The following is a 17,771-nucleotide window of genomic DNA, read 5'->3' on the forward strand; positions in this document are numbered from 1 at the left end:
AATGATTAAAAACGATTTGTTCCTAAGGGCATTGAAAGGAGAAACGGTGGATCGCCCACCGGTATGGATGATGCGCCAAGCCGGCCGCTACCTGCCGGAATTTATGGAACTACGCAAAAAATACGACTTCTTCACCCGTTGCCAGACCCCAGAATTGGCATCGGAAATTACGGTACAACCTATCCGAAGATATGGCATGGATGCCGCTATTCTGTTCAGCGACATTTTGGTAATCCCCCAAGCTATGGACATTGAGGTGGAGATGAAACCTAATTTTGGGCCTTATCTCCCCAATCCCATTCGAACCAAAGAGGACTTGGACAAAGTCATTGTTCCTAATATCGAAGATACCTTGGGCTATGTATTGGATGCCGTCACCATGACCAAGGAAAAACTGAACAATGAGATTCCATTGATTGGATTTGCAGGTTCACCTTGGACCATCTTGTGCTATTGTGTGGAAGGTCAAGGGAGCAAAAGTTTTGACAAGGCCCGTGGGTTCTGTTTTACTCAACCGGAATTGGCCCACCAACTGCTCCAAAAAATCACCGATACCACTATTGCCTATTTGAAGGCCAAGGTTAAGGCCGGAGTCAATGCCGTTCAGGTGTTCGATTCCTGGGGAGGGATGCTTTCCCCACAGGATTATCAGGAGTTTTCATGGCCGTATATCCAACAGATCGTTGATGCCCTTAAAGATGAATCCCCAGTGATTGTTTTTGGTAAAGGTTGTTGGTTTGTCCTAAAGGAAATGGCAGTATCCGGAGCTTCGGCGGTGGGTGTGGATTGGACTTGTTCACCACAGAATGCCAGATATTTGACAGGCGGCAAGGTAACACTCCAGGGTAATTTTGATCCCGCAAGATTGTTGTCGCCACCAGATAAGATCAAGAATATGGTGCATCAAATGATTCGTGAATTTGGCAAGGACAGATATGTGGTGAATCTGGGTCACGGTATTTTGCCGAACATACCGTTGGAAAATGCGAAAGCCTTTGTTGATGCTGTAAAAGAATATCAGGAGTGAACCCATTTTCAGTATTAAAACGCGTTAGTTTTAAACATATACTGAAAGGTATTTTGTTGGGATTGAGTAGGCCATTGTTCATCTTCCCAACCTTAAAAGCCACCAAAGATTGTATGAGGGTTTCCACGGCCCATTATGGAAAGTTGCATCATAAAAATGGTCCGGCCAATGCGTTCAGACATGCCCTTTGGAATTCTATGATCGCACAGCGTTGTTTTCGTTGGGTAAAGAATCAAATTAAAGTTTTGGATTGGACAAAAAAGGTTACCGACTGGCATGAAGAAGCTTTTCCGAATAAAGCTTTAGCGAAGGCGATGGATTTGCATAACAATGCCGTGGGAAGATTCATTTTTGAACAAAATCCTGGAAAATCGGAAGAGGAAATCATTGTTATCCTTCAAAAAATGACTGCCAAATCCACTAAAATTGAAGAGGATACCGATTTGTTAGTATTAAAAAACCAGTTGGTACATATTTTAGAATCATGAAAGATAAATTTTACGATTATATCCAAAAACTGCAGGACACCATCACCTCCAAATTAGAAGAAGTGGATGGCAAGGCTAAGTTTCAGCAAGATTTTTGGGAACGCCCCGAAGGTGGTGGCGGTAGAACCCGTGTGATAGAAAATGGGGGCGTTTTTGAAAAAGGGGGTGTGAACATTTCTAAGGTTTTTGGAGCATTGCCCAAAAGCATGCAAACCTATTTTGGAGTAGAAGAAGCGGATTTTTTTGCCTGTGGCCTCAGTTTGGTCATCCACCCAAAAAGTCCCATAGTCCCAACGGTACACGCCAATTGGCGCTATTTTGAAATGTATGACAAACAAGGGAATATAGTGGATCAATGGTTTGGTGGCGGACAGGACCTTACCCCCTATTATCTTTTTGAGGAAGATGCAGCACATTTTCACCAGGTTTGCAAAAAAGCCTGCGATGCCCACAATCCCGAATTTTATCCCAACTACAAAAAGAAATGTGACGACTATTTTTGGAATACACATCGTAACGAGGCCAGAGGTGTAGGCGGGCTGTTTTTTGACTATTGCAAAGCAACCGAAACCATGCAAATGGAAGATTGGTACAATTTTGTGACCGAGGTGGGCGATAGTTTTTTGGATGCCTATGTCCCCATCGTTGAAAAACGAAAGGAACTTCCCTATACCCTAGAACAAAGGGATTGGCAGGAAATACGCCGAGGCCGTTACGTAGAGTTCAACTTGGTACATGACAAAGGAACCCTTTTCGGATTGCGTACCAATGGGCGTATCGAAAGTATTTTGATGAGTCTTCCCCCACATGTGCAATGGCGATATGACCATCATCCAGAAAAAGGAAGTGAAGAAGAAAAACTGATTGGGGTTCTCCAGAGCCCGAAAGATTGGGTTTAATACGTAGCTTTGTTCTGAAACTAGGCCTATGAGACAAAAAATCTATCAAATTGACGCCTTTGCCAGCAAAACCTTTGGAGGCAACCCGGCTGCCGTCTGTATTTTGGAAAAATGGCTGGAAGCTGAACTCATGCAGAAAATTGCCCAAGAGAACAACCTTGCCGAAACCGCTTTCGCTGTAAAAAAGGATGGGGTTTACGAACTCCGTTGGTTTACGCCAGAAGTGGAAGTAGACCTTTGCGGGCACGCTACCTTGGCGACGGCCTATGTGCTTTTTCACTATTATGAGTTAAAAGAAAATACCATTCGTTTTTATTCTCCGAGAAGTGGGGAGCTTACCGTTGAAAAAGCAGCCAATGGATGGTTGACCTTGGATTTTCCGACCGACCATTTAGTAGGCATACAAAATTTACAGGAACTGGACGAGGCCATCGGTGCTAAACCCATAAAAACATTCAAGGGCAAAACGGATTACATGTTGATCTACAATACTCAACAAGAAGTTGAATCCATACAGCCTAACCATCATCTATTAAGCCAGTTGGATGTTCGAGGGGTCATTGTAACCGCTCCTGGTAACGAGGTTGATTTTGTTTCCCGCTTTTTTGCTCCAGCCTGTGGCATACCTGAAGATCCCGTTACGGGTTCTGCACATACTTCCCTTACGCCATATTGGTCAGAAGTATTGCAAAAGACCAAAATGACGGCCAAACAACTTTCAAAACGGCAAGGAGATCTAGTTTGCGAGTATTTGGGCGAGAGGGTCAAAATCTCTGGGAAAGCCGCTCCATATTTATTTGGTGAAATTAATATCTAGCTCAGAGCCCAAAGCAATAAGTTTCAAACCATGGCAAACTATAAAAATTATAAGGTCTGGGAAAAATCACACCAACTTGTACTAGATATTTATGCCATCACCAAAGAATTTCCATCATCTGAATTGTATAATTTAGTTTCTCAAATGAACCGAGCTTCTGTATCTATCCCAACGAATATTGCTGAAGGATGCGGAAGAGAAACAGAAAAAGAATTGGTCCGCTTTTTATACATTGCATCCGGTTCTGCCCATGAATTGGATTATCTCATCCTATTGGCCTCAGAACTGGGCTTTATCGAACCCAACAAAGCAAATAGCATCATTTCAGAAATTGATGAAATCAAAAAAATGTTAGCGGGTTTGATCAAAACCATTAGAACATCACTTAAAACTTAAAGCCAAAAGCTTAAAACTCATAACTATGTATCCATTAATACGCAATCGAAGACTCCGTGCCTCCGAATCCATCCGAAGGTTGGTCTGTGAAACCATCGTGACTCCCGATGATTTTTTAGTTCCTCTTTTTGTGACCGAAGGCAAGGGTGTCAAGGAAGAAATTCCATCCATGCCCAATTATTTCCGTTTGAGCTTGGACCAATTGGAAAAAGAAGTAAAGGAATTGTGGAAAATGGGATTGTGTTCCGTTTTGCTCTTTGTAAAGGTGGATGACAAACTGAAAGACAACAAAGGAACCGAGGCACTCAACCCCAATGGTCTCATGCAACGTGCCATAAAAACAGTCAAAAATGCCTGCCCGCAAATGTTGGTGATGACCGATGTGGCCCTAGATCCCTTTTCTTCTTATGGTCATGATGGCATTGTGGCCGAGGGGCAGATCTTAAATGATGAAACTGCCGAGGTATTGGCCGAAATGAGCGTATCCCATGCCCAAGCTGGGGCTGATTTTGTGGCGCCCAGTGATATGATGGATGGACGAATCCTGACCATTCGGGAAGCTTTGGAAGATGAAGGTTTCATCAATACCGGAATCATGGCCTATTCCGCCAAATACGCCAGCGCCTTTTATGGTCCGTTTCGGGATGCTTTGGATTCTGCCCCTGTGGATATCGCCAATGTGCCCAAGGACAAAAAGACGTATCAAATGGATTATTCCAATCGGTATGAAGCTATTCGTGAGACGCAATTGGACATCGACGAAGGTGCCGATATCGTGATGGTAAAACCTGGATTATGCTATTTGGACATCGTTCGTGAAATCAGAAACGAGGTGGATGTTCCTGTTGCCGTATATCAAGTTTCCGGGGAATACGCCATGGTTAAAGCAGCGGCAGAAAAAGGGTGGCTGGACCACGATGCCGTCATGTTGGAACAATTGACCGCCATCAAACGAGCCGGGGCCAACATTATTGCCAGTTATTTCGCCAAGGATTTTATCCGTACTTTGGGTTAAATCCTCCAAAAAAATGAAAAAAAGCTTTCTATCCTTGGTGTTCTTCGCTTTAATGATGAACATGGGAGTGGCCCAACGTGAACTTATCCATGCCCTTCCTTCCAAATTAGGGTTGGATGAAGCCTATATCGACCAAAAAGTGGATTCCATTATGAACATGGGCATCGACAGCTTGGCATTTCCCGGGGCCCAATTGTTGGTCGCCATCAACGATACCGTCATTTTTCATAAAGCATACGGATTCCATACCTATGATAGTATTGAACCCGTAAAACTGAACGATCTTTACGATCTGGCTTCCGTAACCAAGATTTCCGGTCCCTTGCCCGCATTGATGAAACTCGTGGATGAAGGAAAACTCGATTTGGATGTTCCCTTCAGCACCTACTGGGAACCGTGGAAACATCAAAAGGACAAAAAGGATTTAACATTACGCGAAATTCTGGCACACCAAGCAGGGCTCGTTCCTTACATCGTTTTTTTACAGAAAGTGATGCGGAACGGGAAACTCAAAAAGCGGTTTATCCATCAAACTTCCAGCAAAAAATTCCAAAAACAGGCATACGATGACCTTTTCGTCAATGACCGATTTGAACGGAAAATAGACCGAATCATAAATCGCTCCAAGGTATCCGAAGAAAAAAAGTATAACTACTCTGGGCTTACCTTCTTGATTTTTCCAAGGTTGATCGAACAGCTTACGCATACCGACTACCAAACCTACCTCCACGAGAATTTTTACCAACCTTTGGGTTGTCACACGTTGGGATATTTACCCAGCACCAAACATTTTGTAAACGCCATTGTGCCCACGGAAATCGATACCCTATATAGAAAAACCTTGGTAAAAGGCTGGGTTCATGATGAAAATGCTTCGTTGTTCGGTGGGGTTTCCGGCAATGCGGGACTTTTCGGCACGGCCGATGATCTGGCCAAGCTTATGTTGTTCTATCAACATTATGGCAGTGTAGATGGCCAACAGCTTATCTCCCGGAGAACGGTAAAGGAATTTGCCACAGTACAATATCCCGATAACGAAAACCGACGTGGGTTGGGCTTTGACAAACCTTTGTTGGACAATTCCGAATTACCCCTAGAAGAAGCTTACCCCTCCCCTTTGGCCAGTGCAGCCAGTTTCGGGCACTCTGGTTTTACCGGAACATTTGTTTGGGCCGACCCTGAAAAGCATGTGACTTTTATCTTTTTGTCGAACAGGGTATATCCTTCCCGGGACCACAGGGAACTTTATGGATTGAACATCCGAACAGCTTTGATGGATGTTTTCTATAGGGCAAACAAGTCTGAATGAATCTTTTAAGGTTAAGAAATGGGGAAATTTCCTTCATAAATAAGGGGATACTTTATTTATTTCTCTACATTTAAGGAATCCCCACCTTATATTATTTCATTTTTTAACCCGTTTGATATGAAATTCATCAAGGCCATAACACTATCCATCCTCTTCATGGGGCCTCTTTCAATCACCGCCCAGCAAATTACTGGGGTAGTTGCCGATGGAAAAACAAAGGAACCTCTGGAAGGGGTCAATATTTATCTTGATGACAGTTCTATGGGTACCGTTAGCAAAGCGGATGGAACTTTTCTTCTAAAAAATGGCAAGGCCGGTGATACCATTTTCTTCAGGTACCTTGGCTATAATACCGTAGACTATGCCTTAAAAACATTTATAGGCCAAAAAAGGGACACCGTCTTCCTGTTCCCTGCCGAAGAAAGGTTGGGCGAAGTTGAAGTGGCGGGCCGAAAAAAGATGCGGGACAAGATCATTGCCGAGAAACTACCACCCATGAAGTATGCCCTCACAGGGTTCGGTTCTACCATTGTTGATGGGAAAATATATGTGATTGGAGGGGATCGATCATATAAAGAGGACAATTTCAATAAGGAGTATGAAAAGCTAAGTGAACTAGACCCAACCCAATTATCCAATCCAGCGATTTTTTCCAAATTATTCAGTTCACACAATGAGGCATGGACTGCATATTCTGATAAACTTCAGATATATGATCCTCTCAGTAATGGCTGGACCGAATCTAAAACCAAGTTTTCCAAAAGAGCTTACCACACGCTTGCCCAGCATAATGGCAAAATCTATGTGATGGGTGGAAAAACATTGGCCACCAATGGCGCTTTTGAGTATTTGGCAAACACTATAGAGGTCTATGATATTAAAAAAGACACTATTATGGTCGATGAAGTTAACCCACACCAAGCCTCAAACCCTTTGGCCATAGAATATGGAGACGATATCCTCTTGATCGGTGGATCCACCAAAATGTTGAAAAATGGGAAAAAAGAGTACTCCGATAAAATCCATTTTTATAATGTCCCCAAAGGCTTTTGGTATGAACTTGGCAAAATGCCCAAAGGTTTGGAACCCAATGGAGCAATAGTGAACAACAAATTATATATCGTTGGAAAGAATGATGAATCCCAAAACGGTATTTTCCAGTTTGATCTTGCAACAGGTAAATGGTTAAAAATGGACGAGTTCGCATCGTCGCTGGAAAACCCAAAATTCACCCAAGGAAATGGCATCCTCTATATCTATCAAAAGGAAATACTTTTCACGTTTGACCCAAAATATGGGGAACTCAAAAAGTATTTCGTCAATGTAAATCTTGAGAATCCGAACCTTCATTTTTATGACGGATACATCTATATACTGGGCGGTACGGAAACCCGAGAGTTCTCTACCCATCCCTCGGCAGATGTCTATCGTGTAGATGTCAGGGATTTCCAATACACTAAACCTGTTACTGTGGATAGCTTATAATTTTTTGTCTAAAAGCCATCACATTTTAATACTGTTGATATGAAATTCATCAAGGCCATAACACTGTCCATCCTCTTCATGGGACCTCTTTCAATCACTGCCCAGCAAATTATGGGGGTAGTTGCCGATGGAAAAACAAAGGGACCTCTGGAAGGGGTCAATATTTATCTTAATGACAGTTCTATGGGTACCGTTAGCAAAGCGGATGGAACTTATCTTCTAAAAAACGGCAAGGCCGGTGACACCATTTTCTTCAGGTACCTTGGCTATAATACCGTAGACTATGCCTTAAAAACATTTATAGGCCAAAAAAGGGACACCATCTTCCTATTCCCTGCCGAAGAAAGGTTGGGCGAAGTTGAGGTGGCCGGCCGAAAAAAGATGCGGGACAAGATCATTGCACAAAAATTATCCAACATGCCTATTGCATCAACGGGTTTTGGTAGTACCGTGGTTGATGGTAAAATATATGTGATTGGAGGAGACCGGTCATTTAAAAGCAATAACCTCAGAAGGGCATATAATGATGCTGCCCAAGGACAACTCAACCAATATTCAATGCTATTACTTAGAATGGGTAATATTTCATTGGACTTGTATTCCAACCAGCTTCAAATTTATGACCTATTCCAAGACAGTTGGGTTAAATCAGAAACCAGGTTTTCGAAAAGAGCCTATCATACAGTGGTTCCATTAGATGGAAAAATTTATGTGCTTGGGGGGAAGACCATTTCCGCAAATGGAGTATTTGAATATTTGGCCAATACAATAGAGGTATACGATATTGCTAAAGACAAAGTACTGATCGACCATGTAAATCCACATCAAGCAGCAAACCCATTGGGAGTTGCCTACGGCGATGACATCCTAATTATTGGTGGCTCTACAAAATTGCTTAAAAATGGGAAAAAGAAATACACTGACAAAATACATTTTTACAATGTTCCCTCCGGTAATTGGTACGAACTTGCCAATATGCCCATTGGCATAGAAACAGACGGTACCATTGTAAACGGCAAACTCTTCATTTCAGCAAATGAAAGCGGTGGAAACGGCACAGTCCTTTATAAATTTGATCTGACTTCGGGAAAATGGACTAAGTTAGACGAACTGGCATTTGCATTCCAAAACCCAAAATTCACCCAAGGAAATGGCATCCTTTATATCTATCAAAAGGAAATACTTTTCACGTTTGACCCAAAATATGGGGAACTCAAAAAGTATTTCGTCAATGTAAATCTTGAGAATCCGAACCTTCATTTTTATGACGGATACATCTATATACTGGGCGGTACGGAAACCCGAGAGTTCTCTACCCATCCCTCGGCAGATGTCTATCGTGTAGATGTCAGGGATTTCCAATACACTAAACCCGTGTCCATTTTCACCCTCTAAGATTAAGATCTTGTTCAAGTCGAATTAAAGTTACCCATGGTATGGTATGTTCTTAATCATTATCTTGCCACTCAAGATCTAGCCTATGGGACTTCTGATATTTTACGCCCTTATTTCCATCTTCTTCTCGTTTCTCTGCTCCATATTGGAGGCAGTGTTGCTGAGCATCACCCCCACTTTCATCAATGTAAAAAAACAGGCGGGCAAGGATTATGCTTCCACTCTGGAAAACCTTAAAAAGGATGTGGACAAGCCCTTGATTGCCATTCTTACCCTCAATACTGTTGCCCATACCGTAGGGGCCATTTTGGTAGGGGTACAGGCGAAAGTTGCTTATGCTGAAATGTACGGGGCTACGGAACGCTCCATTTTGGGCTTCAGGCTCACCGAAGATCTTATGGTGGGCATTGTGTCCACCTTAATGACAATATTGATCCTGGTGGCCTCAGAAATCATTCCAAAGACCATCGGCGCCACCTACTGGAAACAACTGGCCAACTTTACATCGAAGACGCTGACCATAATGGTGTTTCTCCTAAAATGGACCGGTCTTTTATGGGTTTTGCAACTGTTCACCAAATTGATAGGGGCCAAAGGAGAACATGGCAGCGTATTGAGCAGGGAGGATTTTACCGCCATGACAGAGATTGCCCACGAAGAAGGGGTCTTCCAGGAATCGGAATCCAAGGTCATCAAAAACTTGTTGAAATTTGATGAAATCTTGGCCAAGGACGTGATGACCCCCAGAACGGTCATGAAAATCGCTTCCGAAGACATGACCATCAAAGAATTTTTTGACGCCAACCGACCGCTTCGCTTTTCCCGAATACCCTTGTACAAAGATCGGATGGACAACATTACCGGCTTTTTTCTAAAAGATGAATTGATGGAGGCCATCATCAATAACAAAGGCAACCAAACCCTTTCGGAATTGAAAAGGGAAATATTGGTGACCAGTCGGACCAAACCCATTCCTGAACTGTTTGACAAGTTTGTGAAGCAACGGGAACATATTTCCTTAGTGGTGGACGAGTACGGCTCCGTGAGTGGGCTGGTGACCATGGAAGATGTCATCGAAACCTTGCTCGGATTGGAGATCATGGATGAAAGTGACAACGTGGAAGACCTTCAATCGCTGGCCAGAAAGAACTGGCACCAACGTGCCCAACGTTTGGGAATTATTGAAGGTGAAAGTGAAGTGGAGTAATGGAAACTGCTTATTTACAAACTCCTATCGGAATTGCAGAATTCAAAGGAGATGAAAACGGACTGGCCTCCATAACCGTTTTGGACAATAAAAAACCTATCGGTACAATTCCATCTGTATTGGAAGAAGCGGTATGGCAATTACAAGAATATTTTGAAGGAAACCGAACTGAATTTACCTTCAAACTGAACCCCTCCGGCACCGACTTTCAAAAGAAAGTTTGGGATGCCTTACTTGAAATTCCATTTGGAAAAACCATTTCTTATTTAGACCTTTCCAAAAGATTGGGCGATGTAAAGGCCATTCGTGCAGTAGCCTCAGCCAATGGCAAAAATCCACTTTGGATCGTAGTACCCTGCCATCGCGTAATCGGAACCAACGGAGACCTCACAGGCTATGCAGGTGGACTGCATAGAAAAAAATGGTTATTGGAACACGAGAGCCCTGCAAAGCAGACCGCTCTTTTTTAATTATTTGCCATGCTTTACAAACTTAACCTGGAGCATATCCTCTTTTTGGATATAGAGACCGTACCCCAAAAACAACATTTTTCCGATTTGGATGAAACTTCCCAAACGCTTTGGGAACAAAAATCGCAGTACCAACGCAAGGACGAAATTACCGCGGAGGATTTTTATGAGCGGGCCGGCATTTGGGCCGAGTTCGGGAAAATTGTCTGTATTTCCGTAGGGTATTTTAACATGAAAGGGGACCAACGAAATTTTCGGGTCACCTCCTTCTACGGCGATGAAGTAGTCATCTTGAAACAGTTCAAACAACTGCTCAAAGACCATTTCAGCCAGACCAAGCACCTGCTCTGTGCCCATAACGGCAAGGAATTCGATTTCCCCTACATTGCCCGGAGAATGGTCATCAATGGGCTCAACTTGCCCTACAAACTGGATCTATTCGGAAAAAAACCTTGGGAAGTCCCTCATTTGGACACCATGGAACTGTGGAAGTTCGGCGATTTCAAGCATTATACCTCTCTCAAGCTATTGGCCCATGTGCTGGGCATTCCTTCACCCAAAGAAGATATGGATGGCAGTATGGTAAAAGATGTATTCTACGAAGAAAACGATCTAGATCGAATCATCACTTACTGCGAACTGGATGTGGTGACCACTGCACAGGTGTTCTTGCGCATGCGTAACGAGGAATTGCTATCCGACGAAGAAATCAAAAAAGTGTGATGTGCCAACGTCATGCGAAACGAGCTCTGCATCATCCATAATAGAAGAAACCATGATGTAATGAGACCCTGAAATGAATTCAGGGTGACGGTAGGTTGTGATTAATTTAGGTTTGACACGAATGCCACCAATCTTCTCGAATGCAATTGAAATGTCATTTTGAGCACAGCGAAAAATCTCAAAAAAGTTTTATGGAATATCGTCATGCTGCCCCGATAACTATCGGGCTTGTTTCAGCATCTCACTAATGATTAAAATTTTATGGCTTGCTGAGACCCTGAAATGAATTCAGGGTGACTACTAAAAAAGTATAATAGGTAGGAAAATCAACTTCACCAGTCTTTCCAACCTTCGGGTTTCTCCATTAAAATGGAGTTTATTGCTAAAGGATGCCATTGGTATTAGTTTTTGTAGAATTTGGTGCTTTTGATACCGGCGTAATCCTGTACAACCAAGACATACAATCCAGAAGAAAGAGAAGAAACGTTGATGGATCCCTGTGTCTTACCGCTTCTGATGACATTCCCTGCTGTGGTTACAATGGAAAATTGGGCATCTTTGGACAATTCGGCCTCAACGTTCAAATAATCAACGGCGGGGTTGGGGAACACGGAAATGTTCAGCTCTTGCGGATAGCTGAGAGGAGCATAGCTCATCATTTGCGTCTCCTCGCCGTTAAATTCAAATTCGATGGTCTCCGAAAATTCGGATACAGCATTTTCGGTACAAATGGAACGGACACGGGCTTCATATACCTTACCCATTTCCAAATTGGTCAGTTCAAAACTGTTCTCCCAAACATATTCACTGATCCAAACATCCGTATCCACGGATTTGTATTGCACTTCAAAAAGGGTTTCCTCCGCTTCGTTCCAAGAAATGGTAGATCCAGTAACAGTGGATGAAATCAATTCCAAACTGGATGGTGTTTCAATGGAACATTTGGAAACTTGGGCACCGGACACGATCAAGGAAAAATCCTGAGCTCCATTCTTCAAGTTACCTTTATGGGTTACGGTAATGGTATACGTTCCGGATGCATTATCAATTTCAATTCTTTCATAGGGATCCACTTTGTTGTCCCCCTGTGTGGCTGCATCATTGGCTTTGGCAGGATTCAATTTCCATGGGAGGTGGGTTTCTCCGTTTTTGGTGATCCTGATATCCAGATCATTAATCAGGGCAGCCGTAGTGCTGTTCAAGTCTCCACGGTTCACATACTCCCCTTCAGGATCCGTCCAAGAAATGGAAGCCATCAAGGGTTCATTTCCGTTGGCGATTACGGTTATGGAGAAGCTTTCACCATTGGTAAGACTTTCTTCTTGAACCAAACTGGTATATCCATTATTTTGAAGTACTTCTGCTGCTGTTTTGGCATTCATCACCCCCCAACCCATTTTATAGTCTGGGCCTTTAGCATCTACGTCATCCGCAGTATGAAGGGCCAAACCCTTAAGGGTTGCCGCTTTCATATAGGTCCCGAACAATTCTTCATGGTACTGTTGCAACAACAAAAGTGATCCTGTTACACCAGGAGCGGCCATAGAAGTACCTGAAGATACTTGATAGCTACTGTTGGTTGCAGAGCTGGCGGAAAGGATATTGGAACCATCCCCAGCCAAATCTGGCTTTACACGGCCATCATCCACAGGTCCAAAACTGCTATAACCGGCCACGGAAGCCTTTACCAGATTTCCTTTTTTATCGATTTCCGTATTGGCTCCAGCAATGGTCAACCCGTTTTTGGTGGTAGTAAATCCAAGCAATAAATCGAACCCATCGGCGGTCTTACCAAAATTTGGGGAAGCGTTATCGTACGAATTTTGGGCATTTCCTGCAGCGGTCACCATTAAATAATATGGTGCATTGTACATGATCTTGTCCCAATCCTGGGTAACCTTAATGTAGGCACCAAAATACCAATCGGGCACCCTATCGGAAAGAATTCCGTAGGAATGGTTGCTCAACAACATACCATTGGCTGCTGCTTCGGCCACTTCAATTTTATCACGGGTCCAATCGTAGGTCATGGCTTGGGCTCCGTATGCAACTCCTTGGGCATTGGCCTCAACACCAGATGAAATCAAATTTCCGGTAACCAAAGTCGAGTGAAGGCTAATTTCACTGGAACCATCCGCATTTTTGGCACGTGTATCAAATTCTTGATGGGTGGTAAGGGCAATGCCTGCATCCCAAACACCCACTTCCATACCGTTTCCGGTAAGTCCCAAATTCAAAAGACCATTGTCATAAAGGGCATTGGCGCGAGAGGTTTGGGTAGATGGATCGTTCAATGTGGTATAGTACAAAGGTGTACCGTCAGAACCTATTGCCTTCAGCTCAATGGGGGAACCATCCACAGCCTTTTCGGAAATCCTGATTCCTTTTGAGGCCTTCAATTGGCTAATTTTTTGAGCTGTATTTTGATGTTCGGCCTCCAATTCAGAAAGGAATGAAGCCATTTGGGTTTGGTTGTAGGTTGCTTTGATCTGTTCTTTGGCCTTTTTGGATTGACCCATAACAGTATGTATTCCCAAAACTGAAAATAAAATGGAGAAGATCGCTGCCTTGGCCCCTGTAGGTAACTTGTAGTCCATAATTAAGTTTAGGTAAGATTTGGACTACGAATATATTAGGAGATGCAGTATTCATCGATAAAATTCCTACTTTTTTCGATGAACTGCATAGCGTTTTGCTGTAAGTTGTTGTGAAAATTAACTTTTATGTGGTGTATTCTTTTTCCTACTTATTTGTGTTCTTCCAAAACCACATAAACAGGAAAGTGATCACTATATCCCCCTAAATAGTTGGAGCCACCATAAGTGCGAAAAGGGTTGCCCTTGTATCTTCCTTTCCACTCCTTTAAAAATCTTGGAGAGAACACGGCCGCTTTCACAAAACTATGGGTTCCGGGTTCATAGTTCAAAAAACTGTGGGAAACCAGAATCTGGTCAAAAAGGCTCCAAGCCCCTTTGTAATTGGCACTTCCTGATACAGGAGACAATAAGGATTTCATTGGATTGATGAACTGTTTGGTGGCCATCAAGGTTTGGATACTTTCCGAATTGGGATCATCGTTAAAATCACCCATTACGATACAGTTCGGGAATTCCTCACCAATCTTTTCCAGCCTTTGAAGAATAGTTTCTGCCGCTTTGACCCGTTTGTAACTCGTTATTTCTGCTCCCTCTCGCCTTGATGGCCAATGGTTCACAAAAACATGCACATCTTCTTGATGCAATTTTCCGTGGACGTACAAAATGTCCCGGGTCAAATCTCTGTCTCCATTAGTGTTCGCTACCATTAGGGGTAATGTTTCGGCATGGAACACCTGAAAATGGTCTTTGTGATAGATCAGTGCAGTATCAATGCCACGTTCATCAGGGGAGTCAAAATGAACAAAGTCGTAATTGATATCCCTCAACTTTTTTGACTTTAGGAGCGCCCTGATTACAGTTTTATTCTCCACTTCTGCAATCCCGACCAAAACTGGTGGAATATCGCTATCATCCAACCCAATTTTGGAAATCGCCTTGGAAATCTTACTTACCTTTTTCCTGAACTTGGACTCGGTCCACCGCCTAAAACCCTTGGGTGTAAAGTCATCATCCAAGGAATAGGGGTCGTCCGTGGTATCAAAAAAATTTTCGAGGTTGTAAAACGCTACCGCGTACTTGTCTTTGGAACTGTACAATTTGCTTTTGCCTTTAGAAGTTCATCCATTGCAAAGTACAAAATCGAATAGATTCCTTACTCCTTTTCCGGTTTAGGTTCTGTCGCCTTTCCATGTACACTATCCCAACCTTCAGGGATGTCCCGTTTGGCTTGTGGCAACTGGTTGGTATACAACAACGCATTGAACAAAGTTCGATACGTGCCCATAGGCTGACCACGCCATTGTGGCTGGAATCCAAATAACAACACATGCCCATTTCCATGTTTTACGTCCAAAGCTGCCGCATTTCCGTTCATGAAATTTTCTCCGACGAGGTAGCCTGACATTAATGGGGAACCTTGTGCCTGGTATTTGGCCAACACTTCTCCTTCAAAACCTTCCTCGGTACTGAAAACGGGGCTACTGTACACAAATACATTGGCCTTGTCCATCATTCCTGCCATTACCGGATGACTTGGATTGGTTTCGACCTGCATGATAGAACCTCCTGTAAAGAATTTGGCCCTGTCCACATGATCTACCACATTTTTAACGGGCAGGTGCAACGCCTGAATAGCAAAATCGGAACTTCGGTTCAAGGTGACCAGTGTCCCTCCTTGTTTTACAAAAGTATTGAGGTTCCGGGCACCTAATTCTCCCAATCCCCCAGCATATTGAGGAGGTGCGGAACCTGGTTGCAGTCCATTTTCTATGGATCCAGGCCATTCGGATGCTAACACGATCACATCAAAACGTTCCTTTAGGTTGTCCAACATAAAATCCGAATTGCGAAGTGAGGCATATCCAAAACCAAAATTGTCCAACAACCAACGGGTCCACCCCATATCCATACTGGCGGTCCAAGGTCGGTACACACCAATTCGTGTCTTTACTTTTGAAGAGCCCGAACCGGAACCCAAAACCCCGTTGATAGCATAATCGTTCACCCATTGTTGCATCTTGCCTCGACTTGCTCCTTGAATGCCATATTTTTTGGATTTGGCGTCATACACCACGGAGGAGCCCGAGTTCATGGCTTCGGCAATGACCCTAAAACTGTTGTTTTCAGCTGGGTCGAGCCAAAGGGTACTTCCACCACCTCGAAGTGTTCCAGGTAATGGTTTGATACCCGCAGCAATCTTATCGGTATCGAAACCTGCTCCGGGAGCAAAATCGACCTTGTCTAAATCCTTGTTTTCATCATCAGTGGTTTCCAAAGGTGTGCCTTCCACCGGTTTTAAGGCATTTCGGAATTCATCTGAAAGGGGCATCATTCCTGTCACCACGTCCACTTCCATTTGAAAAGGAAGGGTCCAACCCGCGGCATCATAAGGTTGTTCCAAAGGTCCATCAGGGGATTCCCTTAGATCGGGATATACCTGAACATCCAAAACCTGACGGGCCATTTCGGCAAATTCCTGATCCATGGGGATTACCCAAGTACCTTTCGGATAGGTCACTCCTGAATATTCCATCGGTTTATCCATTTGGGAAATTTGGACTCCGTTGAAGGCCAAACGCTTCAACAGTTCCACAGGCCGAACTGGATCGCGTTGTTTTTGTGGAACTATATAGGCAAACGGCGGTTCGTTCTTATATTTTTCTATGGTATTGATCCCGGACTGATACTTGTTGAAAAGCAAGGTTTCCTTGTATTTAGCGGCATAATCCAACACCGCAATGGATGCTACTTGCATGTACTGCATGGCATCGGCCAAACGCCACCATCCGCCTTTCCATGGGCTGCTGTAAAGAGATTCAACCCTTAAATCGCGACGGTCTTTTGGAAAATCGCTCAACGTATAAAAATAGGGTGTGGCATATCGGTACAGAGCCGTTTCCGTCCAAAAAGAAGGGATGTTCTGCATCATGGGCAGGTAATCGATATAACCAGGATACCAGGCATCAAAACCTTTCCCCATGTGAACCGCACCGGGCAATCCTTCCGATTCCAAATCCCTCGCCATGGCCATACCGATCATGTTCACTTCCCTGGCCATCAAAGGTGGGGTCTGTGTGGCTACCGGTTCCGCAAAAGGGGGCAACCAAATTCGGGTTGGGAACGGTGAGGATTGATGATGTACATGGATGATATTGGGCTCCCATTCCCTCCAAGTTCGTCCTACAACGCGTGATTCCAACATATTCAACATATAGGCATCCCGGTTGTTGTCGTGCCCCACATACTTTTGATAAAGCCAAGGGGTTCTGGCTGTTTCGTAAGGCGTTCCCACATTTTCCATATACCAATTGGCGATGATATCCTGCCCATCCGGGTTGAGGGACGGCCAAAGCACCAAGATCACATTGTCTAAAATGGCTTTGAACTTTGGAGTATCCGCCTCGCTGATGATTTGATCTGCCAACGTGATGATATGTTGCGCACCTGCCACTTCGGAAGCATGAAGACCTCCACTGAGATCTACAATAGCCTTGCCTTCGGCGGCCAACTGTTTTGCCAATTCCTTGGTTATCCCTTTGGGATGGGCCAACGTTTGGGAGATTTCTTTGTAATGGTCCACTTTGGCCAAATTCGCTTTGGAGGAAATCAATACATAATACCAAGTACGGCCTTCGGATGTTTTTCCGGTTTCTCTCATTTCAACCAGATCGCTCGCAGCGTCCAATTTTTTAAAATAGTCGATGGACTGTTCATAGGTGGCCAAGTGAAAATCGGAACCCACCTTGAACCCAATGACGTCCTCAGGTTTCGGAATGGCAGAATTTTGGGCTTGAAGACCACTGTAAATCAAGGTAAAGAATAGAAAAATCGTTAGGACGGGGGAAGAAAAACGACAGTTTCTTCCGCTTTGGGCAGAATCCATCTGGAGCATCATTTTGAGTTAGGTTGAATTACGTCCTCAAGATAGGAAACAATACATTCA

General features: G+C 43.7%; 15 protein-coding genes. 12 read left to right on the forward strand and 3 right to left on the reverse strand.

Going from position 1 to position 17,771, the window contains the following annotated elements; all coding sequences use genetic code 11:
• The first annotated feature begins 1 nt into the window (after position 1).
• The 12 genes from hemE (at position 2) to D2V05_RS09150 (ending at position 11,231) form a co-directional block, all read left to right on the forward strand.
• Positions 2-1,027 (forward strand): uroporphyrinogen decarboxylase, encoded by a 1,026-nt coding sequence (hemE, locus tag D2V05_RS09095; RefSeq protein WP_119647288.1) that lies wholly within the window; start codon positions 2-4, stop codon positions 1,025-1,027.
• Positions 1,024-1,515: a DUF6973 domain-containing protein gene (locus D2V05_RS19985; RefSeq protein ID WP_119647289.1), complete on the forward strand. Its 492-nt coding sequence runs from the start codon at positions 1,024-1,026 to the stop codon at positions 1,513-1,515. The genes hemE and D2V05_RS19985 overlap by 4 nt, the downstream gene beginning before the upstream one ends.
• Positions 1,512-2,414 carry an oxygen-dependent coproporphyrinogen oxidase gene (gene hemF, locus D2V05_RS09105; RefSeq protein WP_119647290.1) on the forward strand — a complete coding sequence of 301 codons (903 nt, stop codon included), beginning with the start codon at positions 1,512-1,514 and terminating at the stop codon, positions 2,412-2,414. Before D2V05_RS19985 ends, hemF begins: the two co-directional genes overlap by 4 nt.
• 28 nt (positions 2,415-2,442) lie before the next feature.
• Positions 2,443-3,231 (forward strand): PhzF family phenazine biosynthesis protein, encoded by a 789-nt coding sequence (locus tag D2V05_RS09110; protein ID WP_119647291.1) that lies wholly within the window; start codon positions 2,443-2,445, stop codon positions 3,229-3,231.
• Positions 3,232-3,261: 30 nt separating this feature from the next.
• A complete protein-coding gene (locus tag D2V05_RS09115) occupies positions 3,262-3,627 on the forward strand; it encodes a four helix bundle protein (RefSeq protein ID WP_119647292.1) in 366 nt (121 codons plus the stop codon).
• A 25-nt stretch (positions 3,628-3,652) separates the two neighbouring features.
• Complete coding sequence (gene hemB, locus D2V05_RS09120) at positions 3,653-4,642, forward strand: porphobilinogen synthase (RefSeq protein WP_119647293.1); 990 nt, start codon at positions 3,653-3,655, stop codon at positions 4,640-4,642.
• 13 nt (positions 4,643-4,655) lie between these two features.
• Entirely contained in the window at positions 4,656-5,951 is a 1,296-nt protein-coding gene (locus D2V05_RS09125; RefSeq protein WP_119647294.1) for a serine hydrolase domain-containing protein, read from the forward strand.
• Positions 5,952-6,068: 117 nt separating this feature from the next.
• On the forward strand, positions 6,069-7,436 hold the full coding sequence (locus D2V05_RS09130; protein ID WP_119647295.1) for a carboxypeptidase-like regulatory domain-containing protein: 1,368 nt from the start codon (positions 6,069-6,071) through the stop codon (positions 7,434-7,436).
• Positions 7,437-7,475: 39 nt separating this feature from the next.
• Positions 7,476-8,831, forward strand: a complete 1,356-nt coding sequence (locus tag D2V05_RS09135; RefSeq protein WP_119647296.1) for a carboxypeptidase-like regulatory domain-containing protein — start codon at positions 7,476-7,478, stop codon at positions 8,829-8,831.
• An 85-nt stretch (positions 8,832-8,916) separates the two neighbouring features.
• The gene (locus D2V05_RS09140) at positions 8,917-10,038 is read left to right on the forward strand and encodes a CNNM domain-containing protein (RefSeq protein ID WP_119647297.1); all 1,122 of its coding nucleotides are present in this window, start codon (positions 8,917-8,919) and stop codon (positions 10,036-10,038) included.
• Complete coding sequence (locus D2V05_RS09145) at positions 10,038-10,508, forward strand: methylated-DNA--[protein]-cysteine S-methyltransferase (RefSeq protein WP_119647298.1); 471 nt, start codon at positions 10,038-10,040, stop codon at positions 10,506-10,508. Before D2V05_RS09140 ends, D2V05_RS09145 begins: the two co-directional genes overlap by 1 nt.
• A 9-nt stretch (positions 10,509-10,517) precedes the next feature.
• A complete protein-coding gene (locus D2V05_RS09150) occupies positions 10,518-11,231 on the forward strand; it encodes a 3'-5' exonuclease (RefSeq protein WP_119647299.1) in 714 nt (237 codons plus the stop codon).
• 401 nt (positions 11,232-11,632) lie between these two features.
• Here D2V05_RS09150 and D2V05_RS09155 read toward each other — a convergent pair whose 3' ends face one another.
• From D2V05_RS09155 to D2V05_RS09165, 3 genes are all read right to left on the reverse strand, one after another.
• Positions 11,633-13,828 carry a S8 family serine peptidase gene (locus tag D2V05_RS09155; protein ID WP_119647300.1) on the reverse strand — a complete coding sequence of 732 codons (2,196 nt, stop codon included), beginning with the start codon at positions 13,826-13,828 and terminating at the stop codon, positions 11,633-11,635.
• A gap of 149 nt (positions 13,829-13,977) precedes the next feature.
• Positions 13,978-14,925: an endonuclease/exonuclease/phosphatase family protein gene (locus D2V05_RS09160; RefSeq protein ID WP_119647301.1), complete on the reverse strand. Its 948-nt coding sequence runs from the start codon at positions 14,923-14,925 to the stop codon at positions 13,978-13,980.
• A 56-nt stretch (positions 14,926-14,981) separates the two neighbouring features.
• Positions 14,982-17,723, reverse strand: a complete 2,742-nt coding sequence (locus tag D2V05_RS09165; RefSeq protein ID WP_220473545.1) for a M14 family metallopeptidase — start codon at positions 17,721-17,723, stop codon at positions 14,982-14,984.
• Positions 17,724-17,771: the final 48 nt, after the last annotated feature.

It is taken from the genome of Flagellimonas pelagia (assembly GCF_003584135.1).
In the GTDB taxonomy this organism is placed as follows: domain Bacteria; phylum Bacteroidota; class Bacteroidia; order Flavobacteriales; family Flavobacteriaceae; genus Flagellimonas; species Flagellimonas pelagia.

Coding starts and splice junctions, on each gene's coding strand:
- D2V05_RS09110 (WP_119647291.1), top strand. CDS start 2,443: ATGAGACAAAAAATCTATCAAATTGACGCCTTTGCCAGCAAAACCTTT.
- D2V05_RS09165 (WP_220473545.1), bottom strand. CDS start 17,723: ATGATGCTCCAGATGGATTCTGCCCAAAGCGGAAGAAACTGTCGTTTT.
- D2V05_RS09130 (WP_119647295.1), top strand. CDS start 6,069: ATGAAATTCATCAAGGCCATAACACTATCCATCCTCTTCATGGGGCCT.
- D2V05_RS09125 (WP_119647294.1), top strand. CDS start 4,656: ATGAAAAAAAGCTTTCTATCCTTGGTGTTCTTCGCTTTAATGATGAAC.
- D2V05_RS09150 (WP_119647299.1), top strand. CDS start 10,518: ATGCTTTACAAACTTAACCTGGAGCATATCCTCTTTTTGGATATAGAG.
- hemE (WP_119647288.1), top strand. CDS start 2: ATGATTAAAAACGATTTGTTCCTAAGGGCATTGAAAGGAGAAACGGTG.
- D2V05_RS09155 (WP_119647300.1), bottom strand. CDS start 13,828: ATGGACTACAAGTTACCTACAGGGGCCAAGGCAGCGATCTTCTCCATT.
- hemB (WP_119647293.1), top strand. CDS start 3,653: ATGTATCCATTAATACGCAATCGAAGACTCCGTGCCTCCGAATCCATC.
- D2V05_RS09145 (WP_119647298.1), top strand. CDS start 10,038: ATGGAAACTGCTTATTTACAAACTCCTATCGGAATTGCAGAATTCAAA.
- hemF (WP_119647290.1), top strand. CDS start 1,512: ATGAAAGATAAATTTTACGATTATATCCAAAAACTGCAGGACACCATC.
- D2V05_RS09140 (WP_119647297.1), top strand. CDS start 8,917: ATGGGACTTCTGATATTTTACGCCCTTATTTCCATCTTCTTCTCGTTT.
- D2V05_RS09135 (WP_119647296.1), top strand. CDS start 7,476: ATGAAATTCATCAAGGCCATAACACTGTCCATCCTCTTCATGGGACCT.
- D2V05_RS09115 (WP_119647292.1), top strand. CDS start 3,262: ATGGCAAACTATAAAAATTATAAGGTCTGGGAAAAATCACACCAACTT.